This window comes from Haloferax sp. DFSO60, from assembly GCF_046557615.1.
Classification (GTDB): Archaea; Halobacteriota; Halobacteria; order Halobacteriales; family Haloferacaceae; genus Haloferax.
The window spans coordinates 1,720,739-1,741,059 of the sequence record NZ_JBKIII010000001.1 but is presented as its reverse complement, the minus strand read 5'-3'; the positions used below and the strand labels follow the sequence as shown (position 1 = coordinate 1,741,059).

Annotated in this window: 20 protein-coding genes; 8 read left to right on the top strand and 12 right to left on the bottom strand. The window is 61.2% G+C overall.

What is annotated here, in order from left to right:
• The first annotated feature begins 45 nt into the window (after nt 1-45).
• A complete protein-coding gene (locus ACK509_RS09335) occupies nt 46-393 on the top strand; it encodes an AN1-type zinc finger domain-containing protein (RefSeq protein WP_410766213.1) in 348 nt (115 codons plus the stop codon).
• Nucleotides 394-596: 203 nt separating this feature from the next.
• Here ACK509_RS09335 and ACK509_RS09330 read toward each other — a convergent pair whose 3' ends face one another.
• From ACK509_RS09330 to ACK509_RS09320, 3 genes are all read right to left on the bottom strand, one after another.
• On the bottom strand, nt 597-2,186 hold the full coding sequence (locus ACK509_RS09330) for a tryptophan--tRNA ligase (protein WP_410766212.1): 1,590 nt from the start codon (nt 2,184-2,186) through the stop codon (nt 597-599).
• Entirely contained in the window at nt 2,183-3,208 is a 1,026-nt protein-coding gene (gene endA, locus ACK509_RS09325; RefSeq protein ID WP_410766211.1) for a tRNA-intron lyase, read from the bottom strand. Before endA ends, ACK509_RS09330 begins: the two co-directional genes overlap by 4 nt.
• A 110-nt stretch (nt 3,209-3,318) precedes the next feature.
• Entirely contained in the window at nt 3,319-4,050 is a 732-nt protein-coding gene (locus ACK509_RS09320) for a DUF91 domain-containing protein (RefSeq protein WP_410766210.1), read from the bottom strand.
• 101 nt (nt 4,051-4,151) lie between these two features.
• Here ACK509_RS09320 and ACK509_RS09315 point away from each other — a divergent pair, with 101 nt between their 5' ends.
• On the top strand, nt 4,152-4,799 hold the full coding sequence (locus tag ACK509_RS09315) for an HAD family hydrolase (RefSeq protein WP_410766209.1): 648 nt from the start codon (nt 4,152-4,154) through the stop codon (nt 4,797-4,799).
• Nucleotides 4,800-4,960: 161 nt separating this feature from the next.
• Here the strand turns inward: ACK509_RS09315 and ACK509_RS09310 are convergent, their stop codons facing one another.
• Nucleotides 4,961-5,227 (bottom strand): hypothetical protein, encoded by a 267-nt coding sequence (locus ACK509_RS09310; protein WP_410766208.1) that lies wholly within the window; start codon nt 5,225-5,227, stop codon nt 4,961-4,963.
• 147 nt (nt 5,228-5,374) lie between these two features.
• Nucleotides 5,375-7,714 (bottom strand): DEAD/DEAH box helicase, encoded by a 2,340-nt coding sequence (locus ACK509_RS09305; RefSeq protein WP_410766207.1) that lies wholly within the window; start codon nt 7,712-7,714, stop codon nt 5,375-5,377.
• Between the two features lie 560 nt (nt 7,715-8,274).
• Between ACK509_RS09305 and lipA the strand changes: the two genes are divergently transcribed.
• The 5 genes from lipA (at nt 8,275) to lpdA (ending at nt 14,502) form a co-directional block, all read left to right on the top strand.
• The gene (gene lipA / locus ACK509_RS09300; RefSeq protein ID WP_410766206.1) at nt 8,275-9,210 is read left to right on the top strand and encodes a lipoyl synthase; all 936 of its coding nucleotides are present in this window, start codon (nt 8,275-8,277) and stop codon (nt 9,208-9,210) included.
• Between the two features lie 302 nt (nt 9,211-9,512).
• The gene (gene pdhA, locus ACK509_RS09295; RefSeq protein WP_410766205.1) at nt 9,513-10,619 is read left to right on the top strand and encodes a pyruvate dehydrogenase (acetyl-transferring) E1 component subunit alpha; all 1,107 of its coding nucleotides are present in this window, start codon (nt 9,513-9,515) and stop codon (nt 10,617-10,619) included.
• Complete coding sequence (locus ACK509_RS09290) at nt 10,616-11,599, top strand: alpha-ketoacid dehydrogenase subunit beta (protein WP_410766204.1); 984 nt, start codon at nt 10,616-10,618, stop codon at nt 11,597-11,599. The genes pdhA and ACK509_RS09290 overlap by 4 nt, the downstream gene beginning before the upstream one ends.
• 3 nt (nt 11,600-11,602) lie before the next feature.
• Nucleotides 11,603-13,075: a dihydrolipoamide acetyltransferase family protein gene (locus ACK509_RS09285; protein WP_410766203.1), complete on the top strand. Its 1,473-nt coding sequence runs from the start codon at nt 11,603-11,605 to the stop codon at nt 13,073-13,075.
• The gene (gene lpdA / locus ACK509_RS09280) at nt 13,075-14,502 is read left to right on the top strand and encodes a dihydrolipoyl dehydrogenase (protein WP_410766202.1); all 1,428 of its coding nucleotides are present in this window, start codon (nt 13,075-13,077) and stop codon (nt 14,500-14,502) included. The genes ACK509_RS09285 and lpdA overlap by 1 nt, the downstream gene beginning before the upstream one ends.
• A 21-nt stretch (nt 14,503-14,523) precedes the next feature.
• On the opposite strand, the gene ACK509_RS09275 is transcribed toward lpdA, so the two are convergent.
• Both ACK509_RS09275 and serB read right to left on the bottom strand, forming a co-directional pair.
• Nucleotides 14,524-14,715, bottom strand: coding sequence for a hypothetical protein (locus ACK509_RS09275; protein WP_410766201.1), 192 nt, complete (start codon nt 14,713-14,715; stop codon nt 14,524-14,526).
• Nucleotides 14,716-14,779: 64 nt separating this feature from the next.
• Nucleotides 14,780-15,427 carry a phosphoserine phosphatase SerB gene (gene serB / locus ACK509_RS09270; RefSeq protein WP_410766200.1) on the bottom strand — a complete coding sequence of 216 codons (648 nt, stop codon included), beginning with the start codon at nt 15,425-15,427 and terminating at the stop codon, nt 14,780-14,782.
• 167 nt (nt 15,428-15,594) lie between these two features.
• Between serB and serA the strand changes: the two genes are divergently transcribed.
• Nucleotides 15,595-17,172 carry a phosphoglycerate dehydrogenase gene (serA, locus tag ACK509_RS09265; protein ID WP_410766199.1) on the top strand — a complete coding sequence of 526 codons (1,578 nt, stop codon included), beginning with the start codon at nt 15,595-15,597 and terminating at the stop codon, nt 17,170-17,172.
• Here serA and ACK509_RS09260 read toward each other — a convergent pair.
• From ACK509_RS09260 to ACK509_RS09240, 5 genes are all read right to left on the bottom strand, one after another.
• Nucleotides 17,162-17,485 carry a hypothetical protein gene (locus ACK509_RS09260; RefSeq protein ID WP_410766198.1) on the bottom strand — a complete coding sequence of 108 codons (324 nt, stop codon included), beginning with the start codon at nt 17,483-17,485 and terminating at the stop codon, nt 17,162-17,164. The genes serA and ACK509_RS09260 overlap by 11 nt on opposite strands.
• Nucleotides 17,486-17,550: 65 nt before the next feature.
• Nucleotides 17,551-18,810, bottom strand: coding sequence for a threonine synthase (gene thrC, locus ACK509_RS09255; protein WP_410766197.1), 1,260 nt, complete (start codon nt 18,808-18,810; stop codon nt 17,551-17,553).
• Nucleotides 18,811-18,901: 91 nt separating this feature from the next.
• Nucleotides 18,902-19,270 (bottom strand): helix-turn-helix domain-containing protein, encoded by a 369-nt coding sequence (locus ACK509_RS09250; protein WP_410766196.1) that lies wholly within the window; start codon nt 19,268-19,270, stop codon nt 18,902-18,904.
• Between the two features lie 57 nt (nt 19,271-19,327).
• Nucleotides 19,328-19,564 (bottom strand): hypothetical protein, encoded by a 237-nt coding sequence (locus ACK509_RS09245; RefSeq protein ID WP_410766195.1) that lies wholly within the window; start codon nt 19,562-19,564, stop codon nt 19,328-19,330.
• 48 nt (nt 19,565-19,612) lie between these two features.
• Entirely contained in the window at nt 19,613-20,311 is a 699-nt protein-coding gene (locus ACK509_RS09240; protein ID WP_410766194.1) for a DUF5828 family protein, read from the bottom strand.
• Nucleotides 20,312-20,321: the final 10 nt, after the last annotated feature.

Here is a 20,321-nt window from a genome sequence, read left to right as displayed (position 1 = left end):
CCCGACTGGGGAGGGTTTGATATTGTCTCCGGAAATTATCTGAAAATGAACATGGTGAATTGTCACGTCTGCGGGACCCCAACCAACAAGAACGGGCCACCGTATCGGTGTGCATATTGTGGTAATTTAGTCTGTGAAGCACATCGTCTCCCGGAGAATCATAGATGTACAGGTGAACGACTCGATGACGATGAATCCCCCAAGGGACGTGGCCCAAAGCCGATGGACCTCTCGGCGAGAGATTTTCCCGGGCACATTCCTGAGAGCAAACATCAAAAGACCGACAGCAGTCCAGATGTGGCTATCGATGGGTCGATACAGTATGCAGAAAACGTGGACCAAGATGTGGGGACAGAAAAGAAATCATGGTGGAGACGGATTCTTCCGTGGTAGGTCCTGCCTCAGTTAGAGATTCAACCTACTGAATTTTCGCTCTGTATTCATCAGGCTTCGACAAACTGCCACCGACCGAGAGGGCTTCAACAGAGCCAAACCAGAGAACAAACGATTGCGCGGTTAGTGGTCCGCCGCTATTCACCTCGCTTCGCGCGGTGAAACGCTGTCGCACCTTTCAGGCGCGACGAACCGCCGCCTCACTAATGTTCGGCTGCAACCCCTCGTCGCTCCGATTCGAGGTCGATATCGAGCGAGTCGAGGAGTTCTTCTGCTTCTTCGCGTTTCTCCTGGTGGTCTTCGAGGAACTCGCGCATCAGTGTCGCGGCCTCTTCTTTACAGCCACCGCAGAGACGCTCGCCGCCGACACACTCGTCGTAAACTTTCTTGGCGAACTCGTCGTCGTCGCCCGTGAGCAAGTAGGCGTAGAGTTCGTAGACCGGGCATTTGTCGGCCTCGCCGCCGAGTTCGCGCTGTTCGTCGGCCGTGTCGCGGCCGCCGGTGGTCGCGGATTTGACCTTGTTGTAGCCGTCCTCAGGGTCGTCGAGAAGCGAGATGTGACTCGCTGGAATCGACGAGGACATCTTGCCGCCGGTGAGGCCGGTCATGAAGCGATGATACGTCGAAGACGGGGCGATAAATCCGTAGCCGCCGTGATGGGCTTCGACTTCGCGGGCGAGTTCTTCGGCATCGCCAGCGTCCATGTCGAAGGCGTCGATGTGCTGGTCGTAGCGGCGTTTTTCGCCCTCGACTTCCTCGATGAGTGCTTCGAACGCCTCGTCGGTGGCTTGGCGGGCGAAGAACCGAATCCGTGGGCGGAGCGGTTCCATGCCCGCGTTTTCGAGTTTCGTGACTGCACTGTCGCGGACGGAGTCGGCGACGAGGATGCCCTCGGCGTCGAGGTTAGCGTCGGCGAGCCACTCTGCGGCTTCGCCACAGCGCGGCATGTCGGCGTCTTCGGCGTACTCGTCGCGGGCGTCGTAGGCCGCGGCGACGACCGGTCGCTCGGTGTCGTCCAGTTCGAACGAGGCGAACGCCTCGGTCACCTTGAAAAAGCGCATCCGTTCGGAGAGGTCGCGGGCGAATCGAACGTGGGGGTCTTGGTCGGGGCCGACCGGGATGACAGTCGGCATCGGGTCGTCGAGTTGCGGGTAGAGGATGTCGGCCATCTGCGTGACGACCGACTGCATGTGCGAGATGTTGGTCTCGCCGTCGAAGCCGTAGATTGCTTGGAACTCCGAATAGTTCGCCTTCCCGCCGAGTTCGAAGGCGAGACGCTGGAGTCGGTCGTTGTCCGACTGCCGGTAGAGTTCGCCCTCGTCGGTGTCGAAGCCGAGCGCGATGAGCGACAAGAGATAATCGCGGCTGTGTTCGTTGATTTCGTCCCACGAGATGCCGCGAGCGGAGTGGGCTTCCATGTCGGCGATGAGGCCGTAGGCGTCGCCACCCTGCTGTTGGTGCCAGATGATTTCGTCGAAGACGAGTTTGTGGCCGATGTGCGGGTCACCGGTCGGCATAAATCCGGAGAGGACGGCGAAATCGTCGCCGTCGCGCATGGCTTCGAGGACGGGACGGTAGTCGCGGTGGCCGAAGATGACGCCGCGGCGCATCAGATAGTGTGGGTTCGGTACCTCGTCGAGTACGTCGTCAAACTCCTCGATACCGAACTCCTCGAAGAGTTTCCGGTAGTCGGCGATGGTCGACGAGCCCCACGGGTCGAGAGCGACTTCATCGGCTCCCTCTGCTGTTCCTCCATCGGTGCGGATGCGCTCCGCGGGTTCGTCTCGTGTCATGGCGTAAGCCGACTGACCGAAAGCCAGTCTATCTTCTCGTTGTCGCCGGTCAGCGCAAAAACCATTCGTTTGCGGACACCGCCGGCGAGACGCACGTCCAGCGACAGGTCGCGGGGGACGAAGGTATGGTCGGGCGTCACCACGCGCACGAGGAACTCAGAGTGCGAGAGGTCCGAAACCGATTCGAAGTCGGTGTAGACACGGAAATCAGAGCCGAACTTGAAGCCACTCTTCGGGACGGTTCCGAGTTCACGGAGGGCGGTGTAGACCGCGAATCGACGGTCGAATCGGTCGCCTTCGACGTCGTGGCCGCACGCGACGACATCGGCTTCGTCGATATCGACCGCATCCTGTCGGGCGAGATACGCGGCTTCGAGCAACGAGAGTTGGAGCGGGCCGTCGTCAGCGTTCCGCCCGTAGAGTCGCTGGCCGAAGAAGCCATCTTGATAGAGGCGGTCCATGCCGGACCAAAGGAGGGCGCGGTCCGAGAGGAGTTGCGCCTCGAGGTCGGACGGGAAGTCCTCGGTCGCCGTCCCCGACGGTTCGTACTCGGTCGTATCGAAGTAGGTCAAATCGCCGTCTTCGTCCACGATAGCGAGGACGACGTCACCCAGTTCTTCGACAGCGATGGATTCGCGCTCACCGACGACGCGGACGCGATGTTCGACCTCGTCGTCCCACGGTCCTTTTCCGCGCGGGTAGACGACGAAATCGGCTCCATCGGCCTGCTCACTGTCCACACCCGGCCAGTCGTCGCGGGCGGGCGAGAGGTAGAAACCCCGGTCGCGGAGGTCTTTGTAGACGACGAAATCGAGCGTCGTCCCGGTTCGAGCGAGCAGTTCGCGCAGTCCCATGCTGTCTACGCCGTCGATATCACCACGGGCGAGGAGGTGTGCGGCCTCCACCGGCGCGACGGTGAGGTCGTTGCCGCCGGTTGGTTTCCCGTAGCCTCGTGAGTCGTAGAAACGCTGCCGGGCGTTTCCCGGCAAGTGGACGATGTCGTCGTCGAGGCGTCCTTGCATACAGAGTTCCGCGTCGGGCGAAGACAAAGGGCCTGCGATGCGAGCAGCAGCGATGGGCGGGTGTCCATGTCGCCACCGGCGGGACCACGGACGACGCCGCGGACCTCCAGTCATGCGAACTCACAGGTCGAATCCAGACATCGCCGTCCTCGTGCCGTCTCGAAGACGGGTAGCCCACACTCACACGTCTCGACCGCGACACCCGACGGAATCGAGAAGGCAGTCTCGCACTCGGGATACGAATCGCATCCAGCGAGCAGACGGCCGCCGCGGAAGATGATTCGAAGCGGCGAGTCGCAGTCGGGACACGACCACTCGCCGTCGAATCGGTCTTTCACGCGCTCGTCGAGCGGGTCGCACTTCCGGTCGAGACAGATGTCGAAGACAGCGCCGCGTTCGACACGAACGAGCGGGAGACCACAGTCGTCGCAGGTCGAGTCGAGTACCGCGCTTCCGGCGGGGAGCGGAAATTCGACGCCCGAATCGAGGCCGACGACCGACCCGGCGGTTCGAACCAGTGGTTCGCCGGTGTCTGGGTGCGACCCAACTGGGACACCGGCGGCAGTCGTCGGATACTCGGCGCGACCGGTCACGTCGTGGGATTCGACCGTCAGCACTTGCTCGCCTGCGCGAGCGACGAGTCCGAACGACCCCGGCCCGGATTCGACGGTGAGCGAGTCGGCGCGGGTGAGCCATGCGACGGGTTGGTAGCCCGAAACGTCGTGGACGAGGACGGTTCGGTCGGGTTTGGCGACGACGACGACCCGTCCACGTTGGGTCCGGTCGCGTGAGCCTTCGAACTGTACGGTACAGTCCCCGGCGAAGATGCGGACAGATTCCATGGCGAGCGTGGCCTCGCCTTCCGATTTGAACCTCCGGGCGAAGGTCTATCAGTGATGCCGCCTCACGAAGGCCTTTGGTCGATGAGCGCGACGGCCGAGACATGGACAAACCGGTCGTGCTGTTCGACATGGACGGTGTGTTAGTCGATTCAGAACCGTACTGGCACGCCTTCGAAGACGAGTGGGTCTTCGCCGACGCGATTCAATCGGGCGACCCCAACCACGAGGAGATTACGGGGATGAACTTCCGCGAAATCTACGACTACCTCGACGCCGAGTACGGAACGACCGTCTCGAAACCCGAATTTATCGAGGCCTACGAGGCGAACTCCGTGGACATCTACGGCGAGAAAGTCGTCCTGATGGACGGCGCGGAATCGCTCTTTTCGACCCTCCGCGAGAACGACAAGAAAGTCGCAATCGTCTCATCGGCCCCACAATCGTGGATTTCGGTCGTGCGCGAACGTTTCGACCTCGACCCTCTCGACCTCGTGCTGTCGGCCGACGACATCGACGAACCCGGCAAGCCCGAGCCGCATATTTACGAACACGCCGCGAGCGAACTCGGCTACGACACCGAAGAGTGCATCGTGGTCGAAGACTCGGTGAACGGCATCGAATCGGGTGTTCGCTCCGGCGCGTACACCATCGCCTACCGCGTCGGGCACAACGCCGAGTTAGACCTCTCGCTGGCGGACGAAATCGTGAACGGCCCAGAAGAACTGCGAGCGAGTCTGACCTGCGAGTAAGCAATCGGGTACAATTTAGCCCTCCCGCTGACCATTCGTCGCTATCGTGCTGAATACGGAGAGCTAGTCAACGCGACAGAATTTTTGCCGTTAGTTGCTGTACTCGATGGGCGAAAAGACGAAACTGGGCGGGTGAGATAGCTCTTTTTCGGTGTATTCTCTCAGAATAGTATCATAGAGGTCATAAATGCCATGCCCAGAGCAATCGCGGCAACGACGACTCCACCGACACGTATCACGAGGATGCGTGTCTGGCTCGGTTCGATTTGCGTGGTACCGTCGGGTCCGCGCATCTGCCACTGGGTCATCCGGCGGGGGAAGACAGCCATGACCAGTGCGAAGACAGCGATGAGCAGAGGGATTGGCAGGACAACCAACTGGAAAGCTGCGGGCAGTTCAGGACCGACTTGAGTGACCGCGGAGAGCATACCCGGGGTTACTCTGGGGTATCCAAAAAAAAAGTTTGCAGAGATACTTCGTTCCAGAGACCGCCCGAAGTCTCGAAACGGAGTGCCCAAATGTGGAATCACTTCGTGTCCGTCGCAGGATGAGGGAGTTGTCGGACCCAGAAACACCTACTCCACGCGAACGGTTCGCGTCTCTCGAATCGGAAGGAGGGGCAAGTCGGGGAACGTGATTTCGACGACGAATTCGAGTTCGTCGTCCTTCGCGCCGAAGACGCCGACCGGAATCGCCACCTCGTCGGTGAGGTAGCACGTCTTTTCGGACATCTCGATTCCATTGACTGTGACGCGAATCCCCGTGCTAGCCCCACCGCCAGCATTTCGAACCGTTACGTCGCGCATCTCGCTCTCACCGCGAGCGATAGAGTCGGGGAACGCCCCCCATTCGACACTCGGGTTGGGGAGTTTGCGCGCACTCTTGACGACTCGTTCGGCGACACCTTGCGAGAGTCCGGCGCGACTGAGTTCGCGGGCACCCGCATCGACCACATCGGCGGGTGACGACAGACCACCAGTCGCGAGTGTGCTGGCACGATTTGCACCGATGCCATCGACGGCGGTGAGAGCGGCAGCATCACTGCTGACGCCATGGTCTACCCGTGCTTCGACACGCCGAGCGAGGTTGGCGGCGCGGGCGTTAGCGAACGTGTCGAGGAACTCGCGGAGTGCCGAGAGCAGACGAAGTGCGTTTTGGCGAATGACCCACGCGTCGCTTCGGAGTTCGCCCGGTGTGGAATTTGCCATGCTGGCGTGGAGGATAGCGAGGACTTTCTTCGGTCCGTCTTCGAGATTCGTCGAGACACCTGTGAGGACGGAATCGACGGCATCGACTTCCGACTGTCGGGCCGATACTTCGCGGAAGTCGGCCGCACCCGCGACTGCTTCGAGGATGTCGTCTACGGAGATTCGGTCTTGATTTGCGACGTCGGCGAATCGCGAGGCAGTCCCGAGTCGGAGGTAGTACTTCGAGGTGAGGCGACCGAGTGCGGTGGCGTTGATAGCGAGGTCCTCGTCCATCTCCACGAAGCCTCGGGTGACGAGTCGGTCGAGGACGTCGCGGACGCGAGCGCGCAGGTCTTCGAAGTCGTAGGCGCTCGGTTTCGACTGCGCACGACGGTAGTAGAACGTCGTCTGCAACCACGTGAGTACGTCGTCCAAATCTCGAATCGTGCCCATCGCAATCTCGGCGTTCAGGTGGGAATCGAGGTCTTCGGCGAGTCGTGACTCGATTTCTTTGCCTTCGCGCAGGAGTTCGCGGTACTTGTTCTGGTCTGCGTGGTCGCAGATGACCCATCCATAGCCCACGTCGTCGTAGCCGGGACGACCCGCGCGCCCGAGCATCTGGAGGATATCGAGTGGTGAGATATCCACCTCGCCTTCGAGCGGGTCGTGGTGCTTCGTATCGCGGATGACGACACACCGAGCGGGGAGATTCACACCCCACGCGAGCGTGGAGGTCGAAAAGAGGAGCTGAATTTTTCCTTGTTTGAACCACTCTTCGACGGCCTCGCGGTCGTCGCGGGCGAGACCGGCGTGGTGGAAGCCGACGCCGTCGAGAACTGCCTTTCGGAGCGAATCGTTGCCGAGTTCCTTGGCCTCGTTGTGGAAGTCGTAATCGCCGCGGGAACCGATTGGCACATCGCGTTTTGCGAGTTCGTCGCGGGCTTTGGCGGCGGCGCGAACCGCGTCTTGGCGAGAGGAGACGAAGACGAGCGATTGGCCGCCGTCGCGGATGTGTGGCTCTGCGAGGTCGAACGCGCGGTAGAGTCGGCGGTACTTGTCGGCGAAGGAGTTCTCGCCGTGGGTGTAGGTTTTGACGCCCGCGTGGAGGTCAACGGGGCGGTAGTCGTCGCCGAACTCGAAGGTGGTCTCCGAAGGCGCATCGAGCCACGCGGCCACGTCGTCGATGTTGGGCATGGTCGCCGAGAGCGCGACGATACGAGGGTCGCAGATGCGACGCATACGCGAGACGGTGACTTCGAGGACGCCGCCGCGGGTTTCGGAATCGAGCAGGTGAACCTCGTCGATGACGACGCAGTCCACGTCTTCGATAAAGGAGTAGCGTGCTGAGTCGTGTTTTCTGGTCGCCGAGTCGGTCTTCTCGGGTGTCATCACGAGGATGTCGGCGCGGGCGGCGCGGCGGGGATTCAGGTCGCGCTCGCCGGTGACGACGTACACTGAGTAACCGAGTTCTTCGAAGCGTTCCCACTCGGATTCCTTCTCGGTCGTGAGCGCGCGCAGGGGAGCGATAAAGAGCGCCGTGCCCTCGTCGCGGAGGGTCCGGCAGATGGCCAACTCGGCGAGGGCGGTCTTCCCGCTCGCGGTGGGCGCGGACGCGACGACGTTGTGGTCGGTCTCCAAGATGGCGGGGAGCGCCTCGCGTTGCATTCGGTTGAATTCCTCGAATCCGAAGGCGTCTGCGAAATCGGGGACGGCCTCGGCGACTTTCACGGAGCGCACCTCCGTGTCGAAAGGAGAGCGCGATAGGCGGCGAAGACGAGGGTCATACTCGTAGCCGGGTTGTCCGGGGGGAAAGGCGTTTCTCCATCTGGTCGCGTCGCTCGGCGAGCGAGAAACGCAAAAACGTGTTCGAAAACGGTTCTGCGGTGGTGGTGGGTGGTGGAGGGAAGTGTGTGGGCCTTACGCAGCGCCAGCGAGGGCCGCGATAAAGGACCAGTTTGTCCCTGCTTTGGCTTCTTGCTTCTTCGATTCAGCCTTCGTCAGGTTTCGTCTGTGTTGCCAGTTCATACTCGTGAAAGAATTTACTCGGATATAAGTTTTTCAGTCCAGTGATATATCTAGCACGGTTTTACATGCAATACAAGACACAATCGTGATGTTTTCTAACCATTCGTTTACTTTTTCGTGAATGTGGTGCCTATATAGTATATTTCAGTTGGTGCGGTAGCACAGCGCACGAACGGGGACTGTCCGGCGATTGTGTGACACGTCACTGTCAATGAACCGGGCTAATCCTCATGTTTTTGCCTGCCGACCCGAAAGAACTGAACATGCGCACGCGGCGGAAGCCCGATTGGTTGAAGATGCGACCCCCGTCCGGCCGGCGCTTTACCGACATCAAAGCGACGCTCCGAGAGCGGAACCTCAACACCGTCTGCGAGGAGGCCAACTGCCCGAACCTCGGCGAGTGTTGGAGCGGCCGAAACGGACCCGGCACGGCCACGTTCATGCTCATGGGCGACCGGTGTTCCCGAGGGTGCAACTTCTGTGACGTGATGACCGGCGGGATGGAACCGCTGGACCCCGAAGAACCCGCGAACGTCGCCGAGGCGGTTGCCGAAATCGGCCTCGACTACGTGGTGTTGACTTCGGTAGACCGCGACGACTTACCGGACCAGGGTGCGAGTCACTTCGCCCAGACGATTCGCGAAATCAAGCAGCGCGACCCGAGTATTCTGGTCGAAGTGTTGATTCCGGACTTCCAGGGCGAACCCGAGTTGGTTCGCAAGATTATCGACGCAAAACCGGACGTTATCGCCCACAACATCGAGACGGTCGAACGCCTCCAGTGGCCGATTCGTGACCGCCGTGCTGGCTACGAGCAGTCGCTTTCGGTCCTCCAGCAAGTCGCCGACGAGTCCGAGATTCACACGAAAACCTCCATCATGCTCGGCCTCGGCGAGTACCAACACGAGATTTACCAGACGCTCTCTGATTTGCGAGAAGCGGACGTCGATATCGTCACCCTCGGCCAGTACCTCCAACCCTCTCGCACACACCTCGACGTATTCGAATACGTCCATCCCGACGCCTTCGAGACGTGGCGACGCGTCGCTGAAGACGAACTGAACTTCCTGTACTGTGCATCCGGCCCGATGGTTCGCTCGTCGTACAAAGCAGGCGAATTGTTCGTGGACGCACTGCTCCGCGAAGGGTCGTCCATCGAAGAAGCGAGACAGACCGCGCGGGCGGCCGCTGGTAATTAGTTGGCGCACAGAACGAACGCCGACGCACAGATTCGGGGAGTCACCCGACACAGTTGCGCATGACTGCGCCACTTTTCATTCCTGCAATTTTTTCGAAGTTTCCGAGTAATCGTTGGTGAGAAGGGGGTTCACACTACTTTCCTTCAGGAAGAATCGTTTAAAATCGAAAATGTCCAATTTTCTGGCCCATGAGTTTACATAGCATAGACAGTATGGCCGTATTCCGGACTAAAGTAAATTATATACGAAAACAATATAACAGCGGCGGGTGACGATTTTGCTATGAGTAGGAGGGTTCTCCCGTGAGCGTTCTTCAGCGTGATCCGCAGGATCAGGTACAAGTTCTCGACGAGGAGGGTAACGTCGTTGGCGACGTCCCTGACATCGACGACGAAACGCTCGTTGACATGTATCGGCACATGCGACTTGCCCGCCACTTCGACACACGCGCGGTGAGCCTCCAACGCCAGGGGCGGATGGGGACGTATCCACCGCTGTCGGGTCAAGAAGGCGCACAAATCGGCAGTGCAATCGCGCTCGCCGAAGACGACTGGATGATTCCGAGTTACCGCGAACACGGCGCTGCACTGCTTCGCGGCCTGCCCCTCAAGCAGACCCTCTTGTACTGGATGGGTCACGAGAAGGGCAACGAGATGCCCGAGGGCGTCAACATCTTCCCTGTCGCCGTTCCCATCGCGTCCCAAACCCTGCACGCTACGGGCGTCGGGTGGACGTTCAATCTCCGGAACGAGACGGACAAAGCCGCCATCTGTTACTTCGGTGACGGTGCAACGAGTGAAGGTGACTTCCACGAAGCACTGAACTTCGCGGGCGTTTTCGACACCCCGAACGTCTTCTTCTGTAACAACAACCAGTGGGCAATTTCCGTCCCACGTGAGCGCCAGACCGCCTCCAAGACGATTGCCCAGAAGGCAGTCGCCTACGGCATCGACGGCGTTCAAGTCGATGGTATGGACCCGCTTGCCGTCTACTCGGTGACGAAGGCCGCCCTCGAGAAGGCCAAGAATCCGGACGAAGGCGAGTGCCGCCCGACCCTCATCGAAGCAGTCCAGTACCGCTTCGGAGCCCACACGACGGCGGACGACCCGACGGTCTACCGCGACGACGACGAAGTCGAGAAGTGGAAGGCCAAAGACCCGATTCCGCGTCTCGAAAAGTTCCTCCGCGACACCGGTCGTCTGGACGACGAGAAAATCGCGGAAATCGAGTCGGACATCGAAACCCGCGTCGCAGACGCTATCGAGGCCGCAGAGTCCGAACCACGCCCGAACGCGGTCAACATGTTCAACAACGTCTACGCCGAGCGGACCGCGGAACTCGACGCACAGGCGGCGGAGTTCGAAGCACTCCTCGAACAAGTCGGTGACGAAGGATTCCTCAGAGAATGAGCACACAAAACCTCACTATCGTACAAGCGGTACGGGACGGTCTGTACACCGAGATGAACCTCGACGACGAGGTGTTGGTCATGGGCGAAGACGTCGGCAAGAACGGCGGTGTCTTCCGCGCCACCGAAGGACTCTGGGACGAGTTCGGCGACGACCGCGTTATCGACACGCCGCTCGCAGAGTCCGGCATCATCGGCACGGCCATCGGTATGGCCGCGATGGGTCTCAAACCGGTTCCGGAGATTCAGTTCTCCGGGTTCATGTACCCCGGTTTCGACCAAATCGTGAGCCACATGTCGCGGTTCCGTACCCGGACCCGTGGCCGCTACACGCTCCCGATGGTGCTTCGCGCACCCTACGGCGGCGGCATCCGCGCCCCCGAATCGCACTCTGAATCCAAGGAGATGTTCTACGCGCACGAAGCAGGACTCAAAGTCGTCATCCCCTCGACCCCGTACGACGCCAAGGGGCTGCTCATCTCCGCCATCCGCGACCCCGACCCGGTCGTCTTCCTCGAACCCAAACTCATCTACCGCGCGTTCCGCGGCGAGGTTCCGGAAGAAGACTACGAGATTCCAATCGGTGAGGCCGCCGTCCGCCGCGAAGGTGAGGACGTGACTGTCTTCACCTATGGCGCGATGACGCGCCCGACGATGGAAGCCGTCGAGAACCTCGAAGACGAAGGTATCGACGCCGAAGTCGTGGACGTTCGAACGATTTCGCCACTCGACCGTGAGACCATCGTGGAGTCGTTCAAGAAGACGGGCCGCGCAGTCGTCGTCCACGAGGCACCCAAGACGGGCGGTCTCGCCGCCGAAATCACGGCGACGATTCAGGAAGAAGCTCTCCTCTATCAGGAAGCACCGGTGACGCGCGTCACAGGGTACGACGTTCCGTACCCGCTCTACGCGCTCGAAGACTACTACCTCCCATCCGTCGCACGCGTCGAAGAAGGCATTCGTGAGGCGGTGAACTTCTGAACAATGGCGATTAAGGAATTCAAACTCCCCGACGTCGGTGAAGGCGTCGCAGAAGGCGAACTCGTAACGTGGCACGTCGCACCCGGCGACGAAGTAACCGAAGACCAGGTCCTCGCAGAAGTCGAGACGGACAAGGCGCTCGTCGATGTCCCATCGCCGTACAACGGTACGGTGAGCGAACTCTTCGCCGAGGAAGGCGAAGTCGTTCCGGTCGGCAACGTCATCATCACCGTCGAAGTCGAAGGTGAAGAAGAAGACGCAGCAGCAGTCGAAGAAGCAGCCGAGGAACCGGCAGAACCCGAGGCAGAGGAAGAAGACACCGGTGGGCGCGTCTTTGCGCCACCGAGCGTCCGACGCCTCGCCCGTGAACTCGACGTGAACCTCGAATCGGTGAGCGGGTCCGGCCCGAGCGGTCGCATCACCGAAGGTGACGTTCGCGCCACCGCAGAAGGTGACGAGGAAGAAGAAAAACCGAGTGGCCCGCGCGAAGTCTCCGCAGGCAAGTCGGCGACGGCCAAGGCAAGTGAGAGCGTCTCCTCCGAGGCCGCCGACCGCGACCGGACGCTGGCCGCACCGGCGACTCGCGCACTGGCCAAAGAGGAAGGTATCGACCTCAACGCCGTGCCCGCGACCGAGATGCGCAACGGCGACGCGTTCGTCTCGCCCGAGGCCGTCACGGAGTACGCACAGGCACAGCGCGAAGCACAGGCCGCCGACGCGGAGGCACTGGCAGAGGCGGGCGGCGCGGAAGCCGAACCAGCCGCCGAAACCGGCCCCGTCGCTGGCGAGCGCGTCCCGTACAAGGGCGTCCGCAAGGCCATCGCCGACCAGATGGCTCGCTCGAAGTACACCGCACCGCACGTCACCCACCACGACGAAATCGACGTGACCGAACTCGTCGAACTGCGCTCGCAACTCAAGCCTGTCGCCGAAGAGCGCGAGACGAAGCTCACCTACATGCCGTTCGTGATGAAGGCGGTCATCGCGGCGCTCAAGGACTTCCCGTACATGAACTCCCAGCTCGACGAGGAGAACGAGGAAATCGTCCTCCGCGACGACTACAACCTCGGTGTTGCAGTCGCCGCCGACGCAGGGCTCATGGTGCCAGTCGTCCGCGACGCCGACAGCAAGAGCATGCTCGAACTCGCCGACGAGATGAACGAACTCATCGACAAGGCACGCAGTCGCAAGATTGCACCCGCCGAGATGCGCGATGGGACGTTCACCATCACGAACGTCGGCGGCATCGGCGGCGAGTACGCGACTCCCATCATCAACTACCCCGAAGTGGGCATTCTCGCCCTCGGCGCTATCAAGGACAAACCGCGCGTCGTGGACGGCGAAATCGTCCCACGCAAGGTGCTGACTGTCTCGCTGTCGTTCGACCACCGCATCGTCGATGGTGCGCAGGGTGCCCGGTTCACCAACCGTATTAAGGAAATTCTCGAGAATCCTAAACTGTTGGTGCTCGAATAATGGTCGTTGGAGACATCGCAACCGGAACGCAAGTATTGGTCATCGGTGCTGGACCGGGCGGCTACGTCGCCGCTATCCGCGCCGCACAGCAAGGACTGGACACCACGCTCGTCGAGAAAGACGCCTACGGCGGCACCTGTCTGAACTACGGGTGTATCCCGTCGAAGGCGTTCATCACGAGTGCAGACCTCGCCTACGAGGCAGGTCACGCCGAAGAGATGGGTATCCACGCCGACCCCGTCGTAGACATGTCGCAACTCCGCGACTGGAAAGACGGCGTCGTGGACCAACTCACCGGCGGCGTCGAGAAGTTGTGTAAGGCGAACGGCGTCAACCTCGTCGAGGGCACGGCCCGCTTCAAAGACGAGAACGCAGTCCGCATCGCTCACGGCGGCGAAGGCCAAGGCTCCGAAACCATCGAGTTCGAGCAGTGTATCATCGCCACCGGGTCGCGCCCGATTCAGATTCCAGGCTTCGAATTCGCCGACGAAGACGTGTGGTCCTCCCGCGACGCACTCGCCGCGGACACCGTTCCCGAGCGACTCGTCGTCGTCGGCGGTGGCTACATCGGCATGGAACTCTCCACAACGTTCGCCAAACTCGACGCTGATGTGACGGTCGTCGAGATGCTCGACGACATCCTGCCGGGCTACGAATCCGACGTTGCACGCGTCGTCAAGAAACGCGCATCGGACCTCGGTATCGACATGAACTTCGGCGAGGCCGCAAGTGGCTGGACCGAAGCGGACGACGGCATTCTCGTCACCACCGAAACCGAAGACGGCGAAGAGTCCGAATACCGCGCCGACAAGGTTCTCGTCGCAGTTGGCCGCTCGCCGGTCAGCGACACGATGGAAATCGAAAACGCCGGTCTCGAAGCAGACGACCGTGGCTTCCTCGAAGTCAACGAGTTCCGCCAGACGAGCGTCGAGAACATCTACGCAGTCGGTGACGTCGTCGCCGACACGCCGATGCTCGCACACGTCGCCTCGAAAGAGGGCATCGTCGCCGCCGAACACATCGCTGGCGAACCCGTCGCCTTCGACAGTCAGGCCGTCCCCGCGGCGGTCTTCACTGACCCCGAAATCGGGACGGTCGGCATGACCGAAGAAGAGGCCGAAGAAGCAGGCTTCGACCCCGTCGTCGGGCAGATGCCCTTCCGCGCCTCTGGTCGCGCACTCACGACGGGCCACGCAGATGGCTTCGTCCGCATCGTCGCCGACGACCCCTCGGGCTTCATCCTCGGGGCGCAAATCGTCGGCCCAGAAGCTTCAGAATTAGTGGCTGAGGTCGCCTTCGCAGTGGAGATGGGCGCGACGCTCGAAGACGTTGCTTCGACGATTCACACGCACCCGACGCTCGCGGAAGCAGTCATGGAAGCCGCAGAAAACGCGCTCGGACAGGCGATTCACACGCTGAATCGCTAAGTTTCGTCTTTCTTCTCTTCTCTATCTGTTCTCAATCCACCACAGCGCCAGCATCGTCCCCACCACTGCCACGATGGCGGGAATCGAACGGTCCACCCCGAGTGTTGTGAAATCCACGAGGACAACACCCTCGAACAGGGCGGCGAGCGCGAGAATCACGAAAGCGAGTCCCGCCACCCATAGCTCGGGTGTGTTTACATTTCGAATCGACATTGCAGACTGTACGGTGCAGCGTATGATAAATGTTAGCAGTGTACGAACGAGCGACGGGTTCGGACTACTCGTCGGCGTCGAGGATGTTGTAGCCCTCGAACACCTTCTCTAGCCTACTCATCGACGAGACGACCACGTCGCAGGCGGGCCGGACGGCGTCTTTCGGAATGAAGCCAACAGACAGCCCGGCGACTTCGAGCATCGGTAGGTCGTTCGCACCGTCACCGACGGCGACGGTTCGGCTCATGTCCACGTCGTGTGCGGCCGCGTAGTTTTCGAGCGCCGTGTCTTTCGTGCCTTCGATGAGCGACCCTTCGACGTCGCCCGTTAGTCGGCCACCCTTGATGGGAAGGTGGTTCGAGACGATGTCATCGACTTCGACTCCCTCTTTTTCCAGTGCGCGTTCGACGCCGCGCTTGAATCCGCCGGTGAAGATGGCGACTTCGTGGCCGTGGTCGCGGAGGCGCTGAATCAACTCGGCCGCGCCGGGGCGGAGTTCGACTTCGCCATAGGCTTCCTCGGCGAGTTCTTCTTCGAGTCCTTCGAGTAGGCGAGCGCGGGAGCGAAGGCTCTCGGCGTAGCTCATCTCGTCGTTCATGGCGCGCTCGGTGATGTCGGCCATCTTCTCGGCGGTGTCGTTGCGCTGGCCGAGCAGGACGGTCATCTCCGAGTCAGAAAGCGTTCCGTCGAAGTCGAAGGCGATGATTCGCATGCGTTGGTTGTCCGTCGTTCCCGTGGGGTTTCAAACCTTCCGCGTTGGCAGAATCTGAGCTATCGAGTGGATTCGAAGACAAGTCTGTCATCATGCGAGACACTCACATGTTCACGATATAGGCCGTTGTGGCAATCCTTAACCCCGATGAGTTTGACCGTACGCGCATGAAGGTACTCGTCACGGACCCGATTGCCGACGCGGGTCTCGACCGGATTCGAGAGGCCGGTTATGAGGTTGAGACTGCGTACGATGTCGAAGGTCAAGCACTGCTCGATGCAGTTTCTGACGCGAACGGACTCATCGTCCGCTCCGGAACGCAGGTCACAGCCGAAGTGTTCGAGGCCGCATCCGACCTCATCATCGTCGGCCGCGCCGGTATCGGTGTCGACAACATCGACATCGAGGCTGCCACCGAACACGGTGTCATCGTCGCGAACGCCCCCGAAGGCAACGTTCGTGCCGCCGCCGAGCACACCGTCGCCATGGGCTTTGCCGCCGCGCGCTCGATTCCGCAGGCACACACCCGCCTGAAAGGCGGCGAGTGGGCCAAGTCCGACTACCTCGGCACCGAGGTCAACGGCAAGACCCTCGGCGTCATCGGTCTGGGTCGCGTCGGCCAAGAGGTCGCAAAGAAACTCTCCTCGCTCGGCATGAGTATCGTCGCCTACGACCCCTACATCGGCGAAGAACGCGCCGAGCAACTCGGTGCAGAACTCGTGGGATTCGACGAGTGTCTCTCGCGCGCAGACTTCCTGACGGTTCACACGCCCCTGACGCCCGAGACGAAGAACCTCATCTCGACCGAAGAACTGGAGACGATGGGAAGCGGCTACCTCATCAACTGCGCTCGCGGTGGCGTCGTTGACGAAGCCGCACTCGCCGAAGCTGTCGATTCCGGCGTCCTCGACGGGGCCGCAGTGGACGTGTTCGCCGACGAACCCGTCGCATCCGACAACCCACTGCTGTCGGTTGACGACGTCGTGGTCACGCCGCACCTCGGCGCATCCACCTCGGCAGCACAGGAGAACGTCGCTACCTCGACCGCAGACCAGGTTGTCGCCGCACTCCGCGAGGAACCGGTTATGAACGCGCTCAACGCGCCCTCGGTCGATGAGAGCGCCTTCCCGCGCATTCGCCCCTACATCGGCCTCGCCGAAACCGCGGGCAAAATCGCCGCCCAACTGCTCGACGGTCGCATCAGCGAAGTCGAAGTGACCTACAACGGCGACATCGCCGCCGAAGACCTCGAACTCGTCACCGCCTCGGCGCTCAAAGGCGTCTTCACACCGCTCGAGTGGCAGGTCAACGCCGTCAACGCGCCGCGCATCGCCAAAGAGCGCGGTATCGACGTCACCGAGTCGAAGTCCCGCCAGTCGGAGGATTTCCAGAGTCTCGTCAGCGTCACCGTCCGCAACGGCGACGAAGAGATGACCATCGCAGGAACCCTCTTCGCAGGCGACGACCCACGTATCGTCCGTATCAACGGCTACCGTCTCGACGCGATTCCGCACGGGCAGATGCTCGTCGCTCGCAACTACGACAAACCCGGTGTCATCGGCCTCATCGGAACGGTCCTCGGCGACAACGACGTGAACATCGCAGGCATGTTCAACGCTCGCCGTGCAAAACCCGGTGGTGAAGCACTCACCGTCTACAACCTCGACAACGAAGTTCCGGACGCGGTTCGAAACGAACTCCTCGCCGATGACCGCATCATCGACGTGGATATCATCACACTCTGAGTCGGCGAACGAACGACCTGAGGCGACTCACGAGACCAGTCGGCACTTTCTCTCGTTTTTGACGCGGTGACTGAGCCTCCGAGAGCAACTGCTCGTAGCCGTCGATGACCGACTGGCGGTCACGCTTTTGGATGGCGAGTTGGCGTCGAAGGCGTTCGTTTGCCTTCCGAAGCGCCGCATTTTGGCGGTGCAGTCGCTCGGTTTCGGTCGATGGTGGTGAGCGCGAAACTGAAACCCCGCCGTCCCGCGGGTAGGTTCTCGACCCGGAGCCCCCCGAACTGACGGTTCCGGTCGGAATGCTGGAAGCAGACATAGTCGTGACAACGGGACACACAGCAAAAAGAATGTGTCAGACGAGCAACTTGCGTCCGTCTGCCGCTATTTAGCGAGGAGGTCGAGGACGGCGTCGGTGTCGTTGGCGACGGGTTCGGGGTCGTCGCCCGCTTCGAAGGCCGCGTCGGGGTCTTTCAACAGGTGGCCGGTGGTGAGACAGACGACCTGTTCGTCGTCACCGACGACGCCTTCACGGCGGAGTTTTCGGAGACCGGCGACGGAGGCCGCGGATGCCGGTTCGACGCCCACGCCTTCTGCGGCGAGGTCACGTTGTGCGTCGGTAATCTCCTCGTCCGAGACGGCGACGGCAGTGCCGCCCGTCTCGCGGATACCGGGCAGTGCTTTGGGTGCGTTGACCGGATTGCCGATGCGAATCGCGGTGGCGCGCGTCTCCACTTCGTCCCAGCGGCGGGTCTCGTCCCAGCCGTTTTCGATGGCTTCGACCATCGGCGCGGCACCCTCTGCTTGGACGCCGGTGAGTTTTGGCACGTCTTCGGCGTCGAGCGCACCCGACTGGACGAGTTCGCGGAACGCCTTGTAGAGCGCAGAGGTGTTGCCCGCGTTGCCGACGGGGAGGACGATGCGGTCCGGGTACGTGTCGTAGTCGTCGAAGAACTCTTCGAGGATTTCGAGGCCGATGGTCTTCTGGCCTTCGAGGCGGAAGGGGTTCAGCGAGTTGAGCAAGTAGACTTCGCCCATGTCCGCGAGTTCCTGGACGATATCGAGACAGGAGTCGAAGTTGCCATCGACTTCGAGGATGCGAGCGTCGTGGAGCGACGCCTGGGCGATTTTCCCGGCCGCAACGTTGCCAGCGGGGAGGAGGACGAGCGTCTCCATGCCACCGCGGGCGCCGTACGCCGCGAGTGCCGCAGAGGTGTTACCGGTCGATGCGCAGGCGAGACGGTTCACGCCGAGTTCCTTAGCGACGCGGACGCCGACGGTCATGCCGCGGTCTTTGAACGACCCCGTTGGGTTCATCCCTTCGTGCTTGATGCGGAGCGTTTCGACGCCGACGTCGGCTTCGAGACGAGGTACTTCGTGGAGTGGCGTCGCACCTTCGGGAAGCGAGACGCCTTCTTCGAACGGGAGCGCAGCGTTGTAGCGCCAGACGCCGCGGCCGTCGAAGTCGTCCCACGTCGCGGGTTCGGCGTAGCGAACTTCGAGGAGACTGTCACAGTCGTCACACGTGTATCGAATGTCCTCGAACGGCGCGAACTGTGCGCCGCATTCGATACATTCGAGCCATGCACCGTCGTCGGCGACGGCTGGCTCTTCTTGGGCGGGTGCCGTGAGTTCGAGGCTCATTGGTCGGGCGGTGGCACCAGAGGGACAAAAACGGGAGGGTTCGGGCGGCACCTGCCGAACGAAATTTCGTGTCAGCGAAGTTGGCGAAAAATTACTGCCCGAACGAGTCGATTCGGCTGTGAACCGTGTCGGCCCACTCGTCGAGTGCGGCGTGCATCATCTCTTTTGCCTCCGGCAGCGGCGTCGCCGTGTACTGATAGACGTATCCGCCGGGGTCGAGCAAGCGGCGTTTTCGCTCGGTAAGTCCCTTGTCCAAGAGCGTCGTCAGCGAGCGATTCACGTTGCTTCGGTCCCGGTCGAGAATCTCTGCGAGTTCTGCGACGGTACTTCCCGGGTTGTCGAGGAGTGCGAGATACGTTCGACTCTCGTGGCGCTGGATTCCGAAGACGCAGGCGAGGACGTGCCCGAAACTCGGGTCGTTGGTCTCTATCAGATCTTCCAAATCCGGTGCGTCAGCCATGCACAACTCTTCGGCGTGAGCCGAATTAAACCCTCACGTCGCGGAACCTGGTGTTGCTCACTGCTTGGCGTAGCCCATCTTCATCACGCACGTTCGCATCCCCTCTTCGTCTTCGTGTTTGTGGAGGGTCGTGGGGGTATCGCAGTAGAAAATCTTCCCGTCGTGGCGGAGTGTTACTTCGTGAATCCCGCCGAGCATCTCGGCGCGGACGATGAGACGGCGACCATCTCGGAGGTGGTCGAGGATTTCGTCCGCGGTCAACTCACCGGACTCGATGTGAAGTGGCTCGGGCATACGAACACATGACTGGCCGCCAGTATCAGTATTGTCGAAGGGGAACCCTCAGTTGGTGGTCGAACGCGTCGGCGACTCTGACTCGCGCTCGGCGTCGGTCACTTCGACACCTTCGACGACTTCAGCGACTTCGGTATCTTTCTCGGTATCGATGTGCCAGCGGTCCACCTCGTCCTCGAACTGCTGGAGGAGGTCCGAGACGGTCGTTTTCAGTTCGTCGTCGTTGACGTTCACCTCGAAGACGAACTGTTCTTCGTCCGACCCGCGGCCAACCTGCTGGATGTTGGCGCTGACGAGTTCGTTGTCGAAGTAGTACGGCGCGAGTTGGGTCATGACTTTCCGGTATACGGTGTCTTCGACCTTGCGGAGTGCCTTTCGCCCGGCGGAGTCGGCGGCACGCGCGACGTAGTTAATCGAGTCTTGCCACGATTCGACTGCGCTCTCGCCGTCACCCTCTTCGACTTTCTCGTAGGAGTCCGTGAGTTTCTCACCTGCCGTTTTGAGGTCGTCGTTCGGACTCTTTCCGGCCTTCTCACCCTCTCCTTCGGCGATGCTCGCTTTCTCTGCTGTCTTCTTGTTTACGTCTTCTCCAAGGCGTTCGTGTGATTTCGGTCGCCAGTCGTCCCATTCCTCAAAAGCGGGGCCTTCCGTCCCGGCGTCGGCGAGCGCGCGCGTCACGCGTTCGCCGTGTTCCACCACCTCGCCCCAGGTGCCTCGGCGCTTGAACCCGGAGATGCTCTCTTCCATGTCGTTGACG

What these genes read in the sequence shown, in the direction of transcription:
- serA (WP_410766199.1), top strand. Translation starts at nt 15,595, where the DNA reads ATGAAGGTACTCGTCACGGACCCGATTGCCGACGCGGGTCTCGACCGG.
- thrC (WP_410766197.1), bottom strand. Translation starts at nt 18,810, where the DNA reads ATGAGCCTCGAACTCACGGCACCCGCCCAAGAAGAGCCAGCCGTCGCC.
- ACK509_RS09315 (WP_410766209.1), top strand. Translation starts at nt 4,152, where the DNA reads ATGGACAAACCGGTCGTGCTGTTCGACATGGACGGTGTGTTAGTCGAT.
- endA (WP_410766211.1), bottom strand. Translation starts at nt 3,208, where the DNA reads ATGCAAGGACGCCTCGACGACGACATCGTCCACTTGCCGGGAAACGCC.
- ACK509_RS09260 (WP_410766198.1), bottom strand. Translation starts at nt 17,485, where the DNA reads ATGTCTGCTTCCAGCATTCCGACCGGAACCGTCAGTTCGGGGGGCTCC.
- ACK509_RS09290 (WP_410766204.1), top strand. Translation starts at nt 10,616, where the DNA reads ATGAGCACACAAAACCTCACTATCGTACAAGCGGTACGGGACGGTCTG.
- lpdA (WP_410766202.1), top strand. Translation starts at nt 13,075, where the DNA reads ATGGTCGTTGGAGACATCGCAACCGGAACGCAAGTATTGGTCATCGGT.
- ACK509_RS09310 (WP_410766208.1), bottom strand. Translation starts at nt 5,227, where the DNA reads ATGCTCTCCGCGGTCACTCAAGTCGGTCCTGAACTGCCCGCAGCTTTC.
- ACK509_RS09285 (WP_410766203.1), top strand. Translation starts at nt 11,603, where the DNA reads ATGGCGATTAAGGAATTCAAACTCCCCGACGTCGGTGAAGGCGTCGCA.
- ACK509_RS09245 (WP_410766195.1), bottom strand. Translation starts at nt 19,564, where the DNA reads ATGCCCGAGCCACTTCACATCGAGTCCGGTGAGTTGACCGCGGACGAA.
- ACK509_RS09240 (WP_410766194.1), bottom strand. Translation starts at nt 20,311, where the DNA reads ATGGAAGAGAGCATCTCCGGGTTCAAGCGCCGAGGCACCTGGGGCGAG.
- ACK509_RS09250 (WP_410766196.1), bottom strand. Translation starts at nt 19,270, where the DNA reads ATGGCTGACGCACCGGATTTGGAAGATCTGATAGAGACCAACGACCCG.
- ACK509_RS09275 (WP_410766201.1), bottom strand. Translation starts at nt 14,715, where the DNA reads ATGTCGATTCGAAATGTAAACACACCCGAGCTATGGGTGGCGGGACTC.
- lipA (WP_410766206.1), top strand. Translation starts at nt 8,275, where the DNA reads ATGCGCACGCGGCGGAAGCCCGATTGGTTGAAGATGCGACCCCCGTCC.
- ACK509_RS09330 (WP_410766212.1), bottom strand. Translation starts at nt 2,186, where the DNA reads ATGACACGAGACGAACCCGCGGAGCGCATCCGCACCGATGGAGGAACA.
- serB (WP_410766200.1), bottom strand. Translation starts at nt 15,427, where the DNA reads ATGCGAATCATCGCCTTCGACTTCGACGGAACGCTTTCTGACTCGGAG.
- ACK509_RS09320 (WP_410766210.1), bottom strand. Translation starts at nt 4,050, where the DNA reads ATGGAATCTGTCCGCATCTTCGCCGGGGACTGTACCGTACAGTTCGAA.
- ACK509_RS09335 (WP_410766213.1), top strand. Translation starts at nt 46, where the DNA reads ATGAACATGGTGAATTGTCACGTCTGCGGGACCCCAACCAACAAGAAC.